This window comes from Roseicella sp. DB1501 (assembly GCF_013112485.1).
Classification (GTDB): Bacteria; Pseudomonadota; Alphaproteobacteria; order Acetobacterales; family Acetobacteraceae; genus Paracraurococcus.
In genome coordinates, this window is record NZ_JABFHG010000004.1 from 119,938 (window position 1) to 134,814 (window position 14,877).

13 protein-coding genes are annotated in these 14,877 nt (G+C 70.1%); 8 read left to right on the forward strand and 5 right to left on the reverse strand.

Translation table 11 applies throughout. From position 1 onward, the window contains the following. Nucleotides 1-11 precede the first annotated feature (11 nt). On the reverse strand, nt 12-1,358 hold the full coding sequence (locus HJG45_RS09515) for an amidase (RefSeq protein WP_171611895.1): 1,347 nt from the start codon (nt 1,356-1,358) through the stop codon (nt 12-14). Nucleotides 1,359-1,427: 69 nt separating this feature from the next. Beyond that, entirely contained in the window at nt 1,428-1,574 is a 147-nt protein-coding gene (locus tag HJG45_RS09520) for a hypothetical protein (RefSeq protein WP_171611896.1), read from the reverse strand. A gap of 105 nt (nt 1,575-1,679) precedes the next feature. On the opposite strand from HJG45_RS09520, the gene HJG45_RS09525 reads away from it, so the two are divergent. From HJG45_RS09525 to HJG45_RS09545, 5 genes are all read left to right on the forward strand, one after another. Further along, a complete protein-coding gene (locus HJG45_RS09525) occupies nt 1,680-2,405 on the forward strand; it encodes a GntR family transcriptional regulator (protein ID WP_171611897.1) in 726 nt (241 codons plus the stop codon). Further along, nucleotides 2,402-3,325 (forward strand): dihydrodipicolinate synthase family protein, encoded by a 924-nt coding sequence (locus HJG45_RS09530; RefSeq protein ID WP_171611898.1) that lies wholly within the window; start codon nt 2,402-2,404, stop codon nt 3,323-3,325. The genes HJG45_RS09525 and HJG45_RS09530 overlap by 4 nt, the downstream gene beginning before the upstream one ends. A gap of 97 nt (nt 3,326-3,422) precedes the next feature. Then, the gene (locus tag HJG45_RS09535) at nt 3,423-4,415 is read left to right on the forward strand and encodes a TRAP transporter substrate-binding protein (RefSeq protein ID WP_171611899.1); all 993 of its coding nucleotides are present in this window, start codon (nt 3,423-3,425) and stop codon (nt 4,413-4,415) included. 5 nt (nt 4,416-4,420) lie between these two features. Next, nucleotides 4,421-4,951, forward strand: coding sequence for a TRAP transporter small permease (locus tag HJG45_RS09540; protein WP_171611900.1), 531 nt, complete (start codon nt 4,421-4,423; stop codon nt 4,949-4,951). Between the two features lie 64 nt (nt 4,952-5,015). Continuing rightward, complete coding sequence (locus tag HJG45_RS09545) at nt 5,016-6,296, forward strand: TRAP transporter large permease subunit (protein ID WP_171611901.1); 1,281 nt, start codon at nt 5,016-5,018, stop codon at nt 6,294-6,296. A 25-nt stretch (nt 6,297-6,321) separates the two neighbouring features. Here the strand turns inward: HJG45_RS09545 and HJG45_RS09550 are convergent, their stop codons facing one another. The 3 genes from HJG45_RS09550 to HJG45_RS09560 form a co-directional block, all read right to left on the reverse strand. Beyond that, nucleotides 6,322-7,542: a nitrate/nitrite transporter gene (locus HJG45_RS09550; RefSeq protein WP_368040556.1), complete on the reverse strand. Its 1,221-nt coding sequence runs from the start codon at nt 7,540-7,542 to the stop codon at nt 6,322-6,324. A 49-nt stretch (nt 7,543-7,591) separates the two neighbouring features. Further along, on the reverse strand, nt 7,592-8,986 hold the full coding sequence (locus HJG45_RS09555) for an FAD-binding oxidoreductase (RefSeq protein WP_171611903.1): 1,395 nt from the start codon (nt 8,984-8,986) through the stop codon (nt 7,592-7,594). Between the two features lie 91 nt (nt 8,987-9,077). Further along, entirely contained in the window at nt 9,078-9,935 is an 858-nt protein-coding gene (locus HJG45_RS09560; RefSeq protein WP_171611904.1) for a dimethylarginine dimethylaminohydrolase family protein, read from the reverse strand. A 187-nt stretch (nt 9,936-10,122) separates the two neighbouring features. On the opposite strand from HJG45_RS09560, the gene fdnG reads away from it, so the two are divergent. Genes fdnG through HJG45_RS09575 form a run of 3 tightly spaced genes read left to right on the forward strand, consistent with a single transcriptional unit; the run spans nt 10,123 to nt 14,863 of the window. Continuing rightward, complete coding sequence (fdnG, locus tag HJG45_RS09565) at nt 10,123-13,212, forward strand: formate dehydrogenase-N subunit alpha (protein WP_171611905.1); 3,090 nt, start codon at nt 10,123-10,125, stop codon at nt 13,210-13,212. 44 nt (nt 13,213-13,256) lie between these two features. Then, the gene (gene fdxH / locus HJG45_RS09570) at nt 13,257-14,183 is read left to right on the forward strand and encodes a formate dehydrogenase subunit beta (protein WP_217362901.1); all 927 of its coding nucleotides are present in this window, start codon (nt 13,257-13,259) and stop codon (nt 14,181-14,183) included. Further along, nucleotides 14,183-14,863 (forward strand): formate dehydrogenase subunit gamma, encoded by a 681-nt coding sequence (locus tag HJG45_RS09575; protein ID WP_171611907.1) that lies wholly within the window; start codon nt 14,183-14,185, stop codon nt 14,861-14,863. The genes fdxH and HJG45_RS09575 overlap by 1 nt, the downstream gene beginning before the upstream one ends. Nucleotides 14,864-14,877 lie beyond the last annotated feature (14 nt).

The following is a 14,877-nucleotide window of genomic DNA, read 5'->3' on the forward strand; positions in this document are numbered from 1 at the left end:
GCGGCGGCGGGTCACGCCGCCAGCGCCGTCTCCACCGCCTGCGCCACCGCGAGGAGATGGGCATCGCCCATCGTCTCGCCGGTGAGCATCAGCCCGACCGGTGCCTCGCCGGGACGGTGGATCGGCAGGCTGATACTGCAGCGGTCGAGGAAATTGCCAACCGAGGTGTTGCGCAGCAGGAGGAGGTTGATGCGGTTGTAGCCCTCCTCCGGCTCCACCTCGGCCAGGCTCGGCGGCACGATCGGGCAGGTCGGCGTCAGCAGCGCATCGAAGGGGGCGGTGCGGCGCGCGACGGCCGCGATCAGCCGGGCGCGGTGGCCGAGGAGGTCGAGATACTCGGCCGCCGACATGCGCTCGCCACGGCGGATCCGCGCCAGGATCCGTGGGTCGTAGGCATCGCCGCGCTCCGCGATCAGCCTGCGGTGCCAGGCCCAGGCCTCGCTGGCGGCGAAGCCGCCGGTCGCGTTCACCACCGGCAGCTCGGCGAGTTCGGGGATGTCCAGCATCTCGATGCGCGCGCCGGCCGCCGCCAGCCGGGCCAGGGCGCGCTGGAAGGTATTGGCGACGGTCTGGTCCATGTCCTCGGTGAGGAAGGTGCCGCGGGGCAGGGCCAGGCGCAGCCCGGCGACGGGGCGCTGCGGCAGGGGTTGCGGCATCTCCTCGCCGCTGATCACCGCATCGAGCAGGGCGCAGCAGGCGGTGCTGCGGGCGAGCGGACCGACCGAATCGAGGCTCGGCGCCAGGGGCAGCACCCCGGCGATCGGCACCCGGCGGGCCGTCGGCTTGAAGCCGACCACGCCGCACAGCGCCGCCGGCACGCGGCAGGAGCCGCCGGTATCGGTGCCGAGACCGCCGAAGCCCATATGATCCGCCGCCGCCACCGCCGCGCCGGCGGAGGAGCCGCCCGGGATATGCCCGGTCGCCCGGTCCCAGGGGCTGCGCGGCGTGCCGTAATGCGGGTTCACGCCGAGGCCGGAGAAGGCGAACTCCGTCATGTTGGTGCGACCGATCACCACGAAGCCCATGCGTCGCAGGCGCCTGACGGCCGGCGCATCCGCCGCGGCGGGAGGCGCGTCGCGCAGCACGGCCGAGCCCGCCGGGGTCGGATGGCCGGCCTCGTCGAAGAGGTCCTTCACGGTGACCGGGATGCCGGCCCAGGGGCTCGGCGCGCGGCCGGCATGGCGCAGCGCGTCGATGGCACGCGCCTCGGCGCGGGCGGCATCGGCATGCAGGGCGGTGAAGGCGCGCTTCCCCTCGCCGGACGGGTCGGCGATGCGGTCGAGCGCGGCATCGACCAGGCTGGCGGCGGAGAGGCGGCCGCTGGCGAGGGCGGCCGCGGCATCGGCAATGTGCTGCATGGTCGGATGCTGGCGCCGCCGCGCCATGGCGGCAAGCGGGCGCCAGGGCACCGCGCTACTGGCACCGCGCTAATCCTCGGGCTGGTTGTCGTTGCCCGGCGGGTATTGCCGGATCTGCTCCAGGGCGACGGGAAACATCACCGCCCCGAACATCCAGCCTTCCCATAGGATGAAGCCGTCATCCCCGTCGGGCGTCTCGCCCATATCCTCGGCCATGCTGGCCTCCCACTCTGCCTGTCTGGCTTTAGACAATCCGGCTGTCGAGGGTTTCGCACGACGGCGTGGGTTCCTTCACCTCTTGCCATCTGATATGGCAGTTGTATGAGCGCCACCGCACCCCACCCGGTCGAAAGGCTGGCCGAGGAGGACACGCTCTCACTCGCCGAGCGCGCCTATCGCCGGCTGCGCGACGCCATCGTCCAGGGCGCCCTCACCTCCGGCAGCCGCATTTCCGAACGCAGCCTGGCGCTGGCGCTCGGCATCTCCGCCCAGCCGGTGCGGGAGGCGCTGCGGCGGCTCGAGCAGGACGGCATGGTGATCACCCTGCCGCGCCGTGGCACGGTGGTGGCCGAGTTCGGCCCGGCGCGGCAGGCCGAGATGGGCCGGATCCGCGCCGCGCTGGAAGGGGCCGCGGCGGCGCTGGCCGCGGAACGCGCCGATGCCGAGGCGCTGGCGGCCCTCGCGGCGCAACTCGCCGCGATGCGCTTGGCGACCGAGGCTGGGCGGCCGGAGCGCGTCTCGGAGGCGAATGAGCGCTTCCACGCCCTGATCCATGCCGCGACGGACAACCCCTTCCTCATCCGCTCCCTCGCCGCGCTCCGCGCCTATGATCATTTCGGGCGAGTCCGTGCGCTGAACGCCAGCCCGGCGGAATTGCCGCGCGCGCTCGGCGAACATGCCGGCATCCTCGCCGCCCTACAGGCCCGCGATCCCGAGACGGCCGAGGCGCGCATGCGCGCGCATGTCCTGCGCTCGCTCGAGATCGGCGGCCTGCTGCCGCGAAGCCCGGACAACCGAATTCCGGAGAAGAGGACGCCGCCCGCATGACCCTGCCCCCCGACCGGCTGCGCACCGCGCTGACCGGCATCTCCGGCATCCTGGTCACGCCCATGGCGGCCGATGACCGGATCGACCCCGCGCGCCTCGCGCCGATCATCGTCCGCGCCACGGCGGCCGGCGTCGATGCCCTGACCGTCAACGGCAATACCGGCGAGTTCTATGGCCTTGCCTTCGCCGAGGCGGAGCGGATGCAGGCCGAGGTACCGGCGCTGGTCGGCGGTCGCGCCGCGGTCGTCGCCGGGGTCGGCCGCAGCCTTGGCGAGGCCTGCGCCCTGGCGCGCCGCGCCCGGACCGATGGCGTGGATGCCGTCATGGTGCACCAGCCGCCCGACCCCTTCGTCGCGCCGCGCGGCGTCGTCGCCTATGTCGCGAAGATCGCCGAGGCGGCCGGGCTGCCGGTCGTGCTCTATCTCCGCAACGACGGCATCGGCCTGCCGGCGATCGAGGCGCTGACACGGATTCCCGGTGTGGTCGGGGTGAAATGGGCAACGCCGAACCTCATGGTGCTGGCGCAGGCGATCCGCCGGGCCGGACCAGGGGTCTCCTTCATCTGCGGCCTGGCGGAGCCCTGGGCGCCGCCGATGACCGCGCTCGGGGCGCAGGGCTTCACCTCGGGCCTGATCAACCTGCTGCCGGAGCGGTCCGTCGCCATCCTGGCCGCGTTGCGGGCGGGCGACTTCGCCCGCGCCAATGCCGAGATCGCCGCCATCCAGGGCTTCGAGGCGCTGCGGGCCGAGGAGCAGAACGGCGCCAATGTCGCCGTGGTGAAGGCGGCGCTGGCCCTTTCCGGCATCGATGTCGGGGCGGCCCGTCCGCCGGCCGCCTGGCCGCTGCCGCCCGGCTCCGCCGCCGCGCTGCGCGATCTGCTGGCCGGCTGGGGCCTGCTGCGGCGCGACGCCGCCGAGTAGGGTGAGACGCCGCTTCCGGCGGCTTCTGCCATCTGCTATAGCAGTTCGTCAGGGCCAGGGCGGCGAAAGATCGCGCCTGGCAGGAGGATAAGGTCCGATGACGATCAACGCATCCCGCCGGGCCTTGCTCGGCGCTGCCCTCACCCCCTTGACCGCCCCCTGGCTGGCGAACCGCGCAGCGGCGGCTGGCATCACGCTCCGCGCCGCCGACATCCACCCCGATGGCTATCCGACCATCGAGGGCGTCAAGCTGATGGGCCGGCTGGTGGAGGAGCGCACGAGCGGCCGCATCAAGATCCAGATGTTCCATTCCCGCCAGCTCGGCGAGGAGAAGGACACGCTGGAGCAGACCCGCTTCGGCGTCATCGACTTCACCCGCGTCAACACCGCGCCGCTGAACAACCTGGTCCCCGCCACGCTGGTGGTGGGCCTGCCCTTCCTGTTCCGCGACACCGCGCATATGCAGGCGGTGATGGATGGGCCGATCGGCGAGGATATCGGCCGGGACACCACCTCGCACGGGCTGGTGACGCTCGCCTACTACGACAGCGGCGCGCGCTGCTTCTACACCAAGCCCCGCGCGGTGCAGGAGCCGGAGGCGCTGAAGGGCCTGAAGGTCCGGGTGCAGCAGAGCGACATGTGGGTGGCGCTGATGCGTGCCTTCGGCGCCAATGCGACGCCGCTGCCCTTCGGCGAGGTCTATTCCGCCATCCAGACCGGGGTGGTGGACGGCGCCGAGAACAACGTCCCCACCTACTACACCTCGCGCCATTTCGAGGTGGCGAAGTTCTACACCAGGACCGAGCACAGCCTCTCGCCCGAGATCCTGGCGATGAGCAAGCGCAGCTACGACAAGCTGGCCAAGCCCGACCAGGAGATCGTCCGCCAGGCGGCGAAGGAGAGCGTGCCGCATATGCGCAAGCTCTGGGTGGCGATGGAGGAGGAGGCGCAGGCCAAGGTCGTCGCCGGCGGCGCGCAGATCGTCGAGGCGGACAAGGCGGCCTATGCCAGGCTGGTGCAGCCGGTCTACGACCAGTTCGTCAAGGATGCGAAGCTGAAGGCGCTGGTCGAACGCATCCGGGCGGCCTGACCGCCATGCGGGCGCTGCATCGGAGCGTCGGCGGGGTGCTGACCCTGGTGGCGCGCGGCGCCATCCTCATCGCCGGCCTGGCGATGGTGGCCATGGTGCTGGTCGTCGCCTGGGGCGTCTTCGGCCGCTTCGTGCTGAACGACACGCCGGCCTGGGCCGAGGCCTCGGCGCTGCTGCTGCTTGGCTGGGTGATCCTCGGCGCCGCCGCGGCCGGGGTGCGCGAGGGCTTCCATATGGGCTTCGACACGCTGCGCGAGGTGCTGCCCGCACCGCTGGCTCGGCTGTTCCAGGTGCTGTCGGACCTCGCTGTCACCCTCTTCGGCATGGCGATGGCCTGGTACGGCGCCGACCTGGCGCTCGAGGTCTGGGACGCGACGCTGCCCACCCTCGGCCTGCCCGGCACGGTGGAATACCTGCCGCTCGCGCTCGGCGGGCTGCTGATTGCCCTGTTCGGCCTGGAGCGACTGCTCTCGCATGCCGTGACCGGCCACGCGCCGGCCGGGATGCCGGAACACACCCTGCTCACCGACGCCTGATCTCACCGACGCCTGAAGCGGCACGCCGGGCGATCCCGGCACCGTCAGCCAGAAGGACGCCTCCGTGGAACTCACCGTCCTGCTCGGCAGCTTCGCGCTGCTGCTGCTGATCGGCACGCCGGTCGCCTTCGCGCTCGGCGCGGCGACGCTTGCCGCCGTGCTCTACATGGACCTGCCGCCGGTGGTGGTGTTCCAGCAGCTCTCCTCCGGCATGAACGTCTTCTCCATGCTGGCCATCCCCTTCTTCGTCTTCGCCGGCGACCTGATGCTGCGCGGCCAGATCGCCGACCGGCTGGTGGCGCTGGCGGCCGCGATGGTCGGGCATCTGCGCGGCGGGCTGGGGCAGGTGAACATCGTCGCCGCGACGCTGTTCGGCGGCGTCTCCGGCTCGGCGGTCGCCGATGCCAGCGCGGTCGGCGGCGTCATGATCCCGCAGATGCGGGCACGGGGCTATGCGCCGGACTATGCGGTGAACATCACGGCGAACGCGGCGCTGATCGACCTGCTGATCCCGCCGAGCCACAACATGATCCTCTACGTCATCGCCGCCGGCGGGGCGATCAGCGTGGCCGATCTCTTCACCGCCGGCATCATCCCCGGCCTCGTCATGATGCTGGCGCTGATGGTCGTCGCCTGGCTGGTCGCCATCCGCCGCGGCTATCCGCGCGAGGCCTTCCCGGGCTGGGCGGCGCTGCTGCGGCTGGCCGTCGGCGCCCTGCCGGGGCTGATGCTGATCGTCATCATCTTCGCCGGCGTCCGCAGCGGCATCTTCACCGCGACCGAGAGCGCCTGTGTCGCGGTGATCTACGCGCTGCTGGTCACCGTGCTGGTCTATCGCAGCCTGCGCTGGCAGGGCTTCCTGGAGGCGGTGGGCGGGGCGGTGCGGACCACCGGCATGGTCATGCTCATCATCGGCACGGCGACCGCCTTCGGCTGGCTGATGGCGCTGCTGCAGGTGCCGGCGCAGACCGTCGCCTTCATGCGCGGCATTACCGAGGACCCGATCCTCACCCTGCTGCTGATCAACGTCATCCTGCTGGTGCTCGGCACCTTCATGGACATGGCGCCGCTGATCATGATCGGCACGCCGATCTTCCTGCCGGTGGTGAAGGCGCTGGGGATGGACCCGGTGCAGTTTGGCGTGGTGCTGATCGTCAATCTCGGCATCGGGCTGATCACGCCGCCGGTCGGCCCGGCGCTCTTCGTCGCCTGCGCGGTCGGCAAGGTCTCGATGTGGGACGCGACCAAGACCAGCGGGCCCTTCTACCTCGCCATGCTGGTGGTGCTCGGGTTGGTCACCTACATCCCCGGCCTGTCGCTCTGGCTGCCCAGGCTCTTCCACTGAGCCGCCCGGAGCGGCCGCGATTGCCTCAGCGCCCCGCCCGCCGCAGCCAGAGATAGCCGAGCGCGCAGACCGCCAGCGCCACCGCGAAGCTCGAGAGCGCCGCGCCGATGCCGCCCCAGCGCGCGGCGAGGCCGGAGACCGCCTGCAGCACCGCCGCGCCGCCGAAGAAGGCGACGTTGTTGGCCGAGAGGGCGCGGCCGGTCTGCTCCGGCGGCACCGCCGCGCGCACCTGGGCGAAGACCAGGATCTGGAAGGAGATGACGAGGCCGAAGACGACCATCACCGTCGCGTCGAAGCCGGCTGGCAGGGCCGCGACGCCGAGCATGGCCGAGAGCCAGCCGCCGGGCCCGCCCGCCGGCAGCAGCAGGATCAGCCCGGCGACAACCAGATGGCTGCCGGCCAGCAGCAGCACCGGCCGCCCGACCAGCCGCTGCACCACCCCGGCCAGCGCCGGGCCGATGACCAGGGCCAGCGCCACCAGCAGCAGGACATTGCCCGCCTGCACCCGGCTGAGGCCCTTCGCCTCCATCAGCCAGGGCCCGCCCCAGAGGCCGCGCACCCCGAGCACCGCGGCGAAGCTGGCGAAGGCGATGACCATCAGCGGCCGCAGCCGCGGCGAGGCGGCGATCGCCAGGATCTCCTGCGTGTCCTGCCAGAGCGAGCGCGAGACGGCGCCCGCCCGCGGCGAGGGCCGCACGGTGAGCGCGACGGCCGCGAGGGCCAGCAGCGCCAGCCCGCCCGAGGCCCAGAAGCCGGCCCGCCAGCCCTGCCACTCCACCAGCAGGGCGAGCGGCGAGGCGCTGAGCAGCATGCCCGAATTGCCGAAGGCCTGGATGATGCCGGACCAGAGGGCGAAGCGGTGCCCGTCCATGGCGCGCGCCGCATAGGTCATCGGGCACATCAGCGCGCCGGAGCAGCCGATGCCGAGCACGCATTGCGCGACCAGCAGGCCGAGCGGCCCGGTGGCGAGCGCCGCCATGACGCAGCCCAGCGCGCCGATGCCGAGCAGCACCAGCGCCGTGCGCCGCACCCCCCAGCGGTCGAGCCCGATGCCGACCGGCAGCATGGCCAGCGCGAAGGCCGCCGGGAAAGCGCCGGTCAGCGCCGCCAGGCTGTCCGGCGTCAGGCCGAGATCGCGCGAGAGCACATCGGCGGCGATCGCCGGCAGGGTGCGCACGGCGTTGGAGAAGACATGGCCCAGTGCGAGCGCCAGGATCGGCAGCTCGGGGCCGCGCAATGACGGCACGCTTTCCCCCCTGGCCGCGGCTGCCGGTGGCGGCCGCAACGGTCTTGCGTCAGTTCCGGAACATCTTGCCCGGGTTCAGGATGCCCTTCGGGTCGAGGCTGGTCTTGATGCTGCGCATCACCGCCAGCGCCTCGGCGCCATGCTCGGTCTCGAGGAATTCCCGCTTGCCGATGCCGACGCCGTGCTCGCCCGAGCAGGTGCCGCCGAGCGACAGGCCGCGGGCGACGATCTTCCGGTCCAGCTCCCAGGCCTTGTCGAGCTCCCGAGGGTCGTTCGGGTCGAAGAGGATGATCTGGTGGAAATTCCCGTCGCCGACATGGCCGACGATGCAGGTGGTGAAGCCGGCCTCGATCGCATCCTGCTTGGCGCCGAGGATGGCATCCGCCAGTTTAGAGATCGGCACGCAGACATCGGTGGTGATGCCGCGGAAGCCAGGCTTGAGCGCCATGCCGGCCCAGTAGGCGTCGTGTCGCGCCTGCCAGAGGCGGTTGCGCGTCTCGGTATCCGTCGCCCAGGTGAAGCCCTCGCCGCCGAAATCGGCGGCGATCGCCTGCACCGCCTCGGCCTGCTCGGCGACCGCGGCGGCAGTGCCGTGGAATTCCAGGAAGAGGGTCGGCGTGTTGCGGAAGCCCTCGAGCTTCGAGTAGCGGATGCAGGCCTCCATCTGGTCGGCATCGAGCAACTCGATGCGGGCGACCGGGATGCCGGACTGCATGGTGACGATGGTGGTGTTCACCGCCGCGGCGAGGTCCGGGAACTGACAGACCGCGGCGCTCATCGCCTCCGGGATGCCGTGCAGGCGCAGCCGGATCCTGGTGATGATGCCGAGCGTGCCCTCGGAGCCGATGAAGAGCCGCGTCAGGTCATAGCCATTGGCGCCCTTGCGCGCCCGCCCGCCGGTCTGGATCACCCGGCCATCGGCCAGCACCACCTCGAGGCCGAGGACGTTCTCGCGGATCGTGCCATAGCGCACCGCATTGGTGCCTGAGGCGCGCGTCGCGCACATGCCGCCGATGGTGCAGACGCTGCCCGGATCGACCGGGAAGAACATGCCCTGGTCGCGCAGGAAGTCGTTGAGCTGCTGTCGCGTCACGCCCGGCTCGATCAGGCAGTCCATGTCCTCGGCATTGACCTCAAGCACCGCCGTCATGCGCGAGAGGTCGAGCGAGATGCCCCGGCGCACCGGGTTCACATGCCCCTCCAGGCTGGTGCCGGCGCCGAAGGCGACCACCGGCACGCCATGGTGGTGGCAGAGGGCGAGGATGCGGCTCACCTCCTCCGTGCTCTCGACGAAGGCGACGGCATCGGGGAGGGTGGGCGGGGTCTGGTCCTCGCCGCGGGCATGCTGCTCGCGCACCGCCTGGGCGGTGGAGAGGCGGTCGCCGAGGAATTCGCGCAGGGCGGCGATGACGGCGTCGGCGGGACGGGGAGCGATCGTGTTCATGGCGGTTCCTCGCGCTCGCCTCCGGGTAGCATGGCGGCGCGGGGCGGGAAATGCCGGCCTGCGCGGCCCGGCCCCGCCCGCCGCGCCGGTCTCAGTCCTCCCGGGCGAGCGGGCAGGTCAGGCAGTGCGGCCCGCCGCCGCCGGCGGTGAAGAGCGCGAGCGCCGGGTCCAGCACCGTCAGCCCCTCGGCCCGCAGCGCGGCGTTGAGGTCCCGGCTCTCGGCGGCGGAGATCACGCGGTCCCCGCCGAGGGCCAGGATGTTGCAGCCGAGGCGCATGGTCTCGCGGTAGGACACGGGGAGGCAACGGACGCCATGCGCCCCGAGCCAAGCGGCGAATTCCTCCGGCAGCGCCTCCAGGCAGGCGACGGCGAGGCCGGGAGCCGCCATGCAGAACAGCACGTCCAGATGCAGGAAATGCTCGTCGAAGGGCTCGATCCGCACCTCCCAGTCCTCGGTGCGGAGCCAACCGGCCAACTGCTCCGCCCCGGCCAGGTCGGTGCGGCCGCCGCTGGCGCCGATCACGGCGAGGCCGGGGCGAAGGATATGGACATCGCCCCCCTCCAACGTCCCGGCCGAGCTCTTGCGCCAGAAGCGGGAGCCCTGCGCCGCGTGCCAGTCCAGTAGCGGGGCGTATTCGCCGCGGCGCTGCGGCCGCTCGAGCTGGCAGAGCACCGGCCCGCGATGCGTCACCACCACGCTGTCGCGGGTATAGGCCATGTAGGGCAGGTGCGGCTCGGGCGGCAGGCGGTGCACCTGGACCCCGGCCTGCTCCAGCGCCCCCACCAGCTCGCGGTGCTGCGCCTGCAGCCCCTGCAGGTCCGGCTGCCGGCCCGCCGCCAGGGTGCGGCGGGCGATCGCGTTGCTCGGGATCCAGCGGTAGTGGTCAGGCGGGCAGAGAAGGACCTCGGTGAGGCGCCCGGTCTCCGAGGCGACGGTCCAGGGTGGCATCGCGCCAGGGTGGCGCCGGCCGCCGGCCGCGTCCAGGCGGAGGCCGACACTTCACGAACTCGCCAGACCGGCCGGTCGCCCGCAACTGGAAAACTGGCGCTCGCTTGCACATTCTGAGATGACTGTATGTGCGGAATCATACGTCGTGGGCTGCATCCGTGGCAGCGCTTCGAGCCGGGGAGATCGCATGAACATCCAAGTATCGCGGCGAGGACTCCTGAAGGGAGCCGGCGCCGCCGCCGCCGGCACCTCCCTGGCCGCTATGGGGTTTGGCGAGGCCGAAGCGGCGGTCGCGGCGCATGTCCGGCCGATGAAGCTGGCCAACACCACCGAGACCCGCAACACCTGCCCTTACTGCTCGGTCGCCTGCGGCGTCATCATCTATGCCAAGGGCGATCTCCGGAAGGGTGAGCGGGCCGACATCATCCATATCGAGGGCGATGCGGACCACCCGACCAATCTCGGCACGCTCTGCCCGAAGGGCGCCGCGCTGAAGGATTTCGTCCACGCCCCGACGCGGCTGCAATACCCGATGGTGCGCCGCCCCGGCTCGGACAAGTTCGAGCGCATCTCCTGGGATGCGGCGCTGGATCGTATCGCGCGGTTGATGAAGGACGACCGCGACGCGAATTTCCTGGCCCGCAACAAGGACGGAACGCCGGTGAACCGGTGGACCACCACCGGCATGCTGGCCGCCTCCGCCACCACCAACGAGACCGCCTGGGCCACCTTCAAGGTCGCCAAGGCCCTCGGGATCGTCGGCTTCGACAACCAGGCGCGCGTCTGACACGGCCCCACGGTGTCCAGTTTGGGCCCGAGTTTTGGTCGTGGTGCGATGACGAATGCCTGGACCGACATCAAGAACACCGACCTCGTCGTCGTCATGGGCGGCAACGCGGCGGAGGCGCACCCCTGCGGCTTCAAATGGGTGACGGAGGCGAAGGCGCATCGCGGCGCCAGGCTCATCGTCGTCGACCCGCGCTACACCCGCACGGCCTCGGTCGCGGATTTCTACGCGCCGATCCGCCAGGGCACGGACATCGCCTTCCTGCTCGGCTTGATCCGCTGGTGCATGGAGAACGACAAGGTCCAGTGGGAGTACACCAAGGCCTTCACCAACGCCTCCTACATCGTCAAGGACGGCTTCGGCTACCAGGACGGGCTATTCACCGGCTATGACGAGGAGAAGCGCGACTACGACCGCTCGAGCTGGGACTATGTGATCGGCGAGGACGGCTATGCCGTGACCGACCCGACGCTGCAGCACCCGCGCTGTGTCTGGAACCTGCTGAAGCAGCATGTCAACTTCTACACGCCCGAGATGGTGGAGCGCATCTGCGGCACGCCGAAGGAGAAATTCCTGAAGGTGGCGCAGATGATCGGCGAGTGCTCCTCGCCGACCAGGACCATGACCTCGATGTACGCGCTCGGCTGGACCCAGCACTCGCATGGGGCGCAGAACATCCGCGCCATGGCGATGCTGCAGCTCATCCTGGGCAATATCGGCGTGCGCGGCGGCGGCATGAACGCGCTGCGCGGGCATTCGAACATCCAGGGCCTGACCGATCTCGGCCTGATGTCGCACCTTCTCACCGGCTATCTCAACATGCCGACGGAGCAGGAGGCGGATTTCGAGACCTATATGAAGTCCCGGCAGTTCAAGCCGCTGCGGCCGGGGCAGACCAGCTACTGGCAGAACTACCGGAAGTTCATGGTGAGCTTCCAGAAGGCGATGTGGGGCGACGCTGCCACTGCCGAGAATGACTGGGCCTATGACTACCTGTCGAAGCTCGACGTGCCGGCCTACGACGTGCTGCGCATGTTCGAGCTGATGAATGCCGGGCGGGTCAACGGCTATATCTGCCAGGGCTTCAACCCGGTGCTCGCCTTCCCCAACCGGGGCAAGATCACGGCTGGGCTGTCCAAGCTGAAATTCCTCGTCACGATGGACCCGCTGGAGACGGAGACCGCCCGGTTCTGGGAGAACCATGGCGAGTTCAACGACGTCGATACGCGCGCCATCCAGACCGAGGTGTTCCAGCTTCCCACCACCTGCTTCGCCGAGGAGGAGGGCTCGCTCACCAATTCGGGGCGCTGGCTACAATGGCACTGGGCCGGCGGCTCGCCGCCCGGCGAAGCGCAGCACGACACCTGGATCATGGCGCAGATCTTCCTGCGCATGCGCGAGCTCTATCGCAAGGAAGGCGGCGCCTTCCCAGACCCGATCCTGAACCTGTCCTGGGAGTACCACGACCCGAACGAGCCGGAGCCGGAGGAGCTGGCGAAGGAGATCAATGGCCGGGCGCTGCGTGACCTGACCGACCCGAGCGACCCCGCGAAGGTCCTCGTGCCGGCCGGCAAGCAGGTGGTGAATTTCTCGCAGCTCCGCGACGATGGCTCGACCATGTGCGGCTGCTGGATCTATTCCGGCTGCTTCAACGAGGCCGGCAACAACATGGCGCGCCGGGACAACCACGACCCGGACGAGACCGGCGCCTATCTCGGCTGGACCTTCGCCTGGCCGCTGAACCGGCGGACGCTCTACAACCGCGCCTCCGCCGATCTCCAGGGCCGGCCCTGGGACCCGTCCCGCAAGCTGCTGGAATGGGATGGCACGAAATGGACCGGCTACGACGTGCCGGACATCGCGCCGAATGCGAAGCCCGGGGAGGTCGGCCCCTTCATCATGAACCAGGAAGGCGTGTCGCGGCTGTTCAGCCGGGGTATGATGCGCGACGGACCCTTCCCGGCGCATATGGAGCCCTTCGAATCGCCGGTGCCGAACGTGCTGAACCCGAAGATGCGCGGCAATCCCGTGGCACGCATCTTCGAGAGCGACGTGGCGCAGTTCGGCACCTCGGAGGAATTCCCCTATGCGGCGACCTCCTACCGTCTCACCGAGCATTTCCATTACTGGACCAAGCACAACCGGGTGAATGCATCGCTGCAGCCGGAATTCTTCGTCGAGATCTCGGAGGAGCTGGCGGCGGAGAAGGGCATCACGCTCGGCGGCTGGGTGCGGGTATGGTCGAAGCGCGGTTCGGTGAAGGCCAAGGCGGTGGTCACCAAGCGCATCCGGCCGCTCCGCTGCGACGGGAAGGTGGTGCATGTGATCGGCATCCCGCTGCATTGGGGCTTCGTCGGCGCGGCGAAGAAGGGGTTCGGGCCGAACTCGCTTTCGCCCTTCGTCGGCGAGGCTAATATCGAGACGCCCGGCTACAAGGCCTTCCTCGTCAATATCGAGCCGAGCACGCCGCCGGCGGGGGTGGTGGCATGAACGACAGCCCGCGCACGGCGGTCAGCAACCCGCCGACGCAATCGATGATCAGCAATCTCGGGCCGGGCGACCTGGTGCGCCGCTCGGCGACCGAGAGCCTGCCGCCGCCCGAGCGGCAGCTCACGCCCGTGGCGAAGCTGATCGACGTCTCGAAATGCATCGGCTGCAAGGCCTGCCAGTCGGCCTGCGTGGAGTGGAACGACACCACGCCGGCGATCGGGGAGAATGTGGGCGTCTACACCAACCCGCATGACCTCACGGAGAACATGTTCACCCTGATGCGCTTCACCGAATGGGTGAACCCGGAGACCGACAGTCTCGAATGGCTCATCCGCAAGGATGGCTGCATGCATTGCGCCGATCCGGGCTGCCTCAAGGCCTGCCCGGCGCCCGGCGCCATCGTGCAGTACACGAACGGCATCGTCGATTTCATCCATGAGAACTGCATCGGCTGCGGCTATTGCGTGAAGGGCTGCCCCTTCAACATCCCCCGCATCTCCAAGGCCGATCACCGCTCCTACAAGTGCACCCTCTGCTCGGACCGCGTCGCGGTGGGGCAGGGGCCGGCCTGCGCCAAGGCCTGCCCGACCCAGGCGATCGTCTTCGGCACCAAGGAGGACATGAAGGCGCATGCCGCCGGCCGCATCGAGGACCTGAAGTCGCGCGGCTACAGCAATGCCGGGCTCTACGATCCGCCCGGCGTCGGCGGCACGCATGTCATGTACGTGCTGCACCATGCCGACAAGCCGCATATCTATGCCGGCCTGCCGGACGATCCGCGCATCTCGCCCATCGTGCAGACCTGGAAGGGGCTGACCAAATATGTCGGCCTCGCCGCCATGGGCCTGCTCGCCGCGGGCAGCGTGGTGCACGGGCTCTTCGCCCGGCCCAACCGGGTCGCGCCGGAGGACGAGGCGCATGCCGAGCAGCTCGTCGAGTCCCCGCCCGGCGGGTCGAGGGAGACAGCCTGATGCCGCGCTACGCCCAGCCTGGCGACGAGGTGCATCCCGGCCATCCGGTCACGGTCAGCCGCTACGGCCCGCTGGCCCGGCTCAACCACTGGATCACGGCGCTGAGCCTGATCTTGCTCGCCCTCTCCGGCCTCGCCATGTTCCATCCCTCGCTCTTCTTCCTGAGCGATCTCTTCGGCGGCGGCCAGAACACCCGCGCCTTCCATCCCTGGATCGGCGTGGTGCTCTTCGCGAGCTTCTTCGTCTTCTTCTTCCAGCTCTGGCGCGCCAACCTGCCGGAGCGCACGGATGTCGTCTGGCTGTCGCGCATCCGCGACGTGGTCGCCGGCAACGAGGAAAGCCTGCCCGAGCTCGGCAAGTACAATGCCGGCCAGAAATTCATCTTCTGGAGCATGGCCTTCCTGATCCTGGTGCTGATCGGCACCGGGATCGTCATCTGGGACCGGTATTTCGAGACGGCGACGACGATCGAGACCCAGCGGGTCGCGGTGCTGGTCCACTCCATCGCCGCGGTGCTCATCATCTGCATCTTCATCCTGCATGTCTATGCCGCGATCTGGACGCGCGGCACGCTGCGGGCGATGACGCGGGGCACCGTCACCGGCGGCTGGGCCTGGCGCCACCACCGCAAATGGCTGCGCGAGCTGGCCGGCCAGCGGAAGACCAAGCCGGCCAAATAGCGCAATCTCCGGTC

Excerpts from the sequence above, each read along its gene's own strand:
- HJG45_RS09515 (WP_171611895.1), bottom strand. The coding sequence starts at position 1,358 with ATGCAGCACATTGCCGATGCCGCGGCCGCCCTCGCCAGCGGCCGCCTC.
- HJG45_RS09520 (WP_171611896.1), bottom strand. The coding sequence starts at position 1,574 with ATGGCCGAGGATATGGGCGAGACGCCCGACGGGGATGACGGCTTCATC.
- HJG45_RS09525 (WP_171611897.1), top strand. The coding sequence starts at position 1,680 with ATGAGCGCCACCGCACCCCACCCGGTCGAAAGGCTGGCCGAGGAGGAC.
- HJG45_RS09530 (WP_171611898.1), top strand. The coding sequence starts at position 2,402 with ATGACCCTGCCCCCCGACCGGCTGCGCACCGCGCTGACCGGCATCTCC.
- HJG45_RS09535 (WP_171611899.1), top strand. The coding sequence starts at position 3,423 with ATGACGATCAACGCATCCCGCCGGGCCTTGCTCGGCGCTGCCCTCACC.
- HJG45_RS09540 (WP_171611900.1), top strand. The coding sequence starts at position 4,421 with ATGCGGGCGCTGCATCGGAGCGTCGGCGGGGTGCTGACCCTGGTGGCG.
- HJG45_RS09555 (WP_171611903.1), bottom strand. The coding sequence starts at position 8,986 with ATGAACACGATCGCTCCCCGTCCCGCCGACGCCGTCATCGCCGCCCTG.
- HJG45_RS09560 (WP_171611904.1), bottom strand. The coding sequence starts at position 9,935 with ATGCCACCCTGGACCGTCGCCTCGGAGACCGGGCGCCTCACCGAGGTC.
- fdxH (WP_217362901.1), top strand. The coding sequence starts at position 13,257 with ATGATCAGCAATCTCGGGCCGGGCGACCTGGTGCGCCGCTCGGCGACC.
- HJG45_RS09575 (WP_171611907.1), top strand. The coding sequence starts at position 14,183 with ATGCCGCGCTACGCCCAGCCTGGCGACGAGGTGCATCCCGGCCATCCG.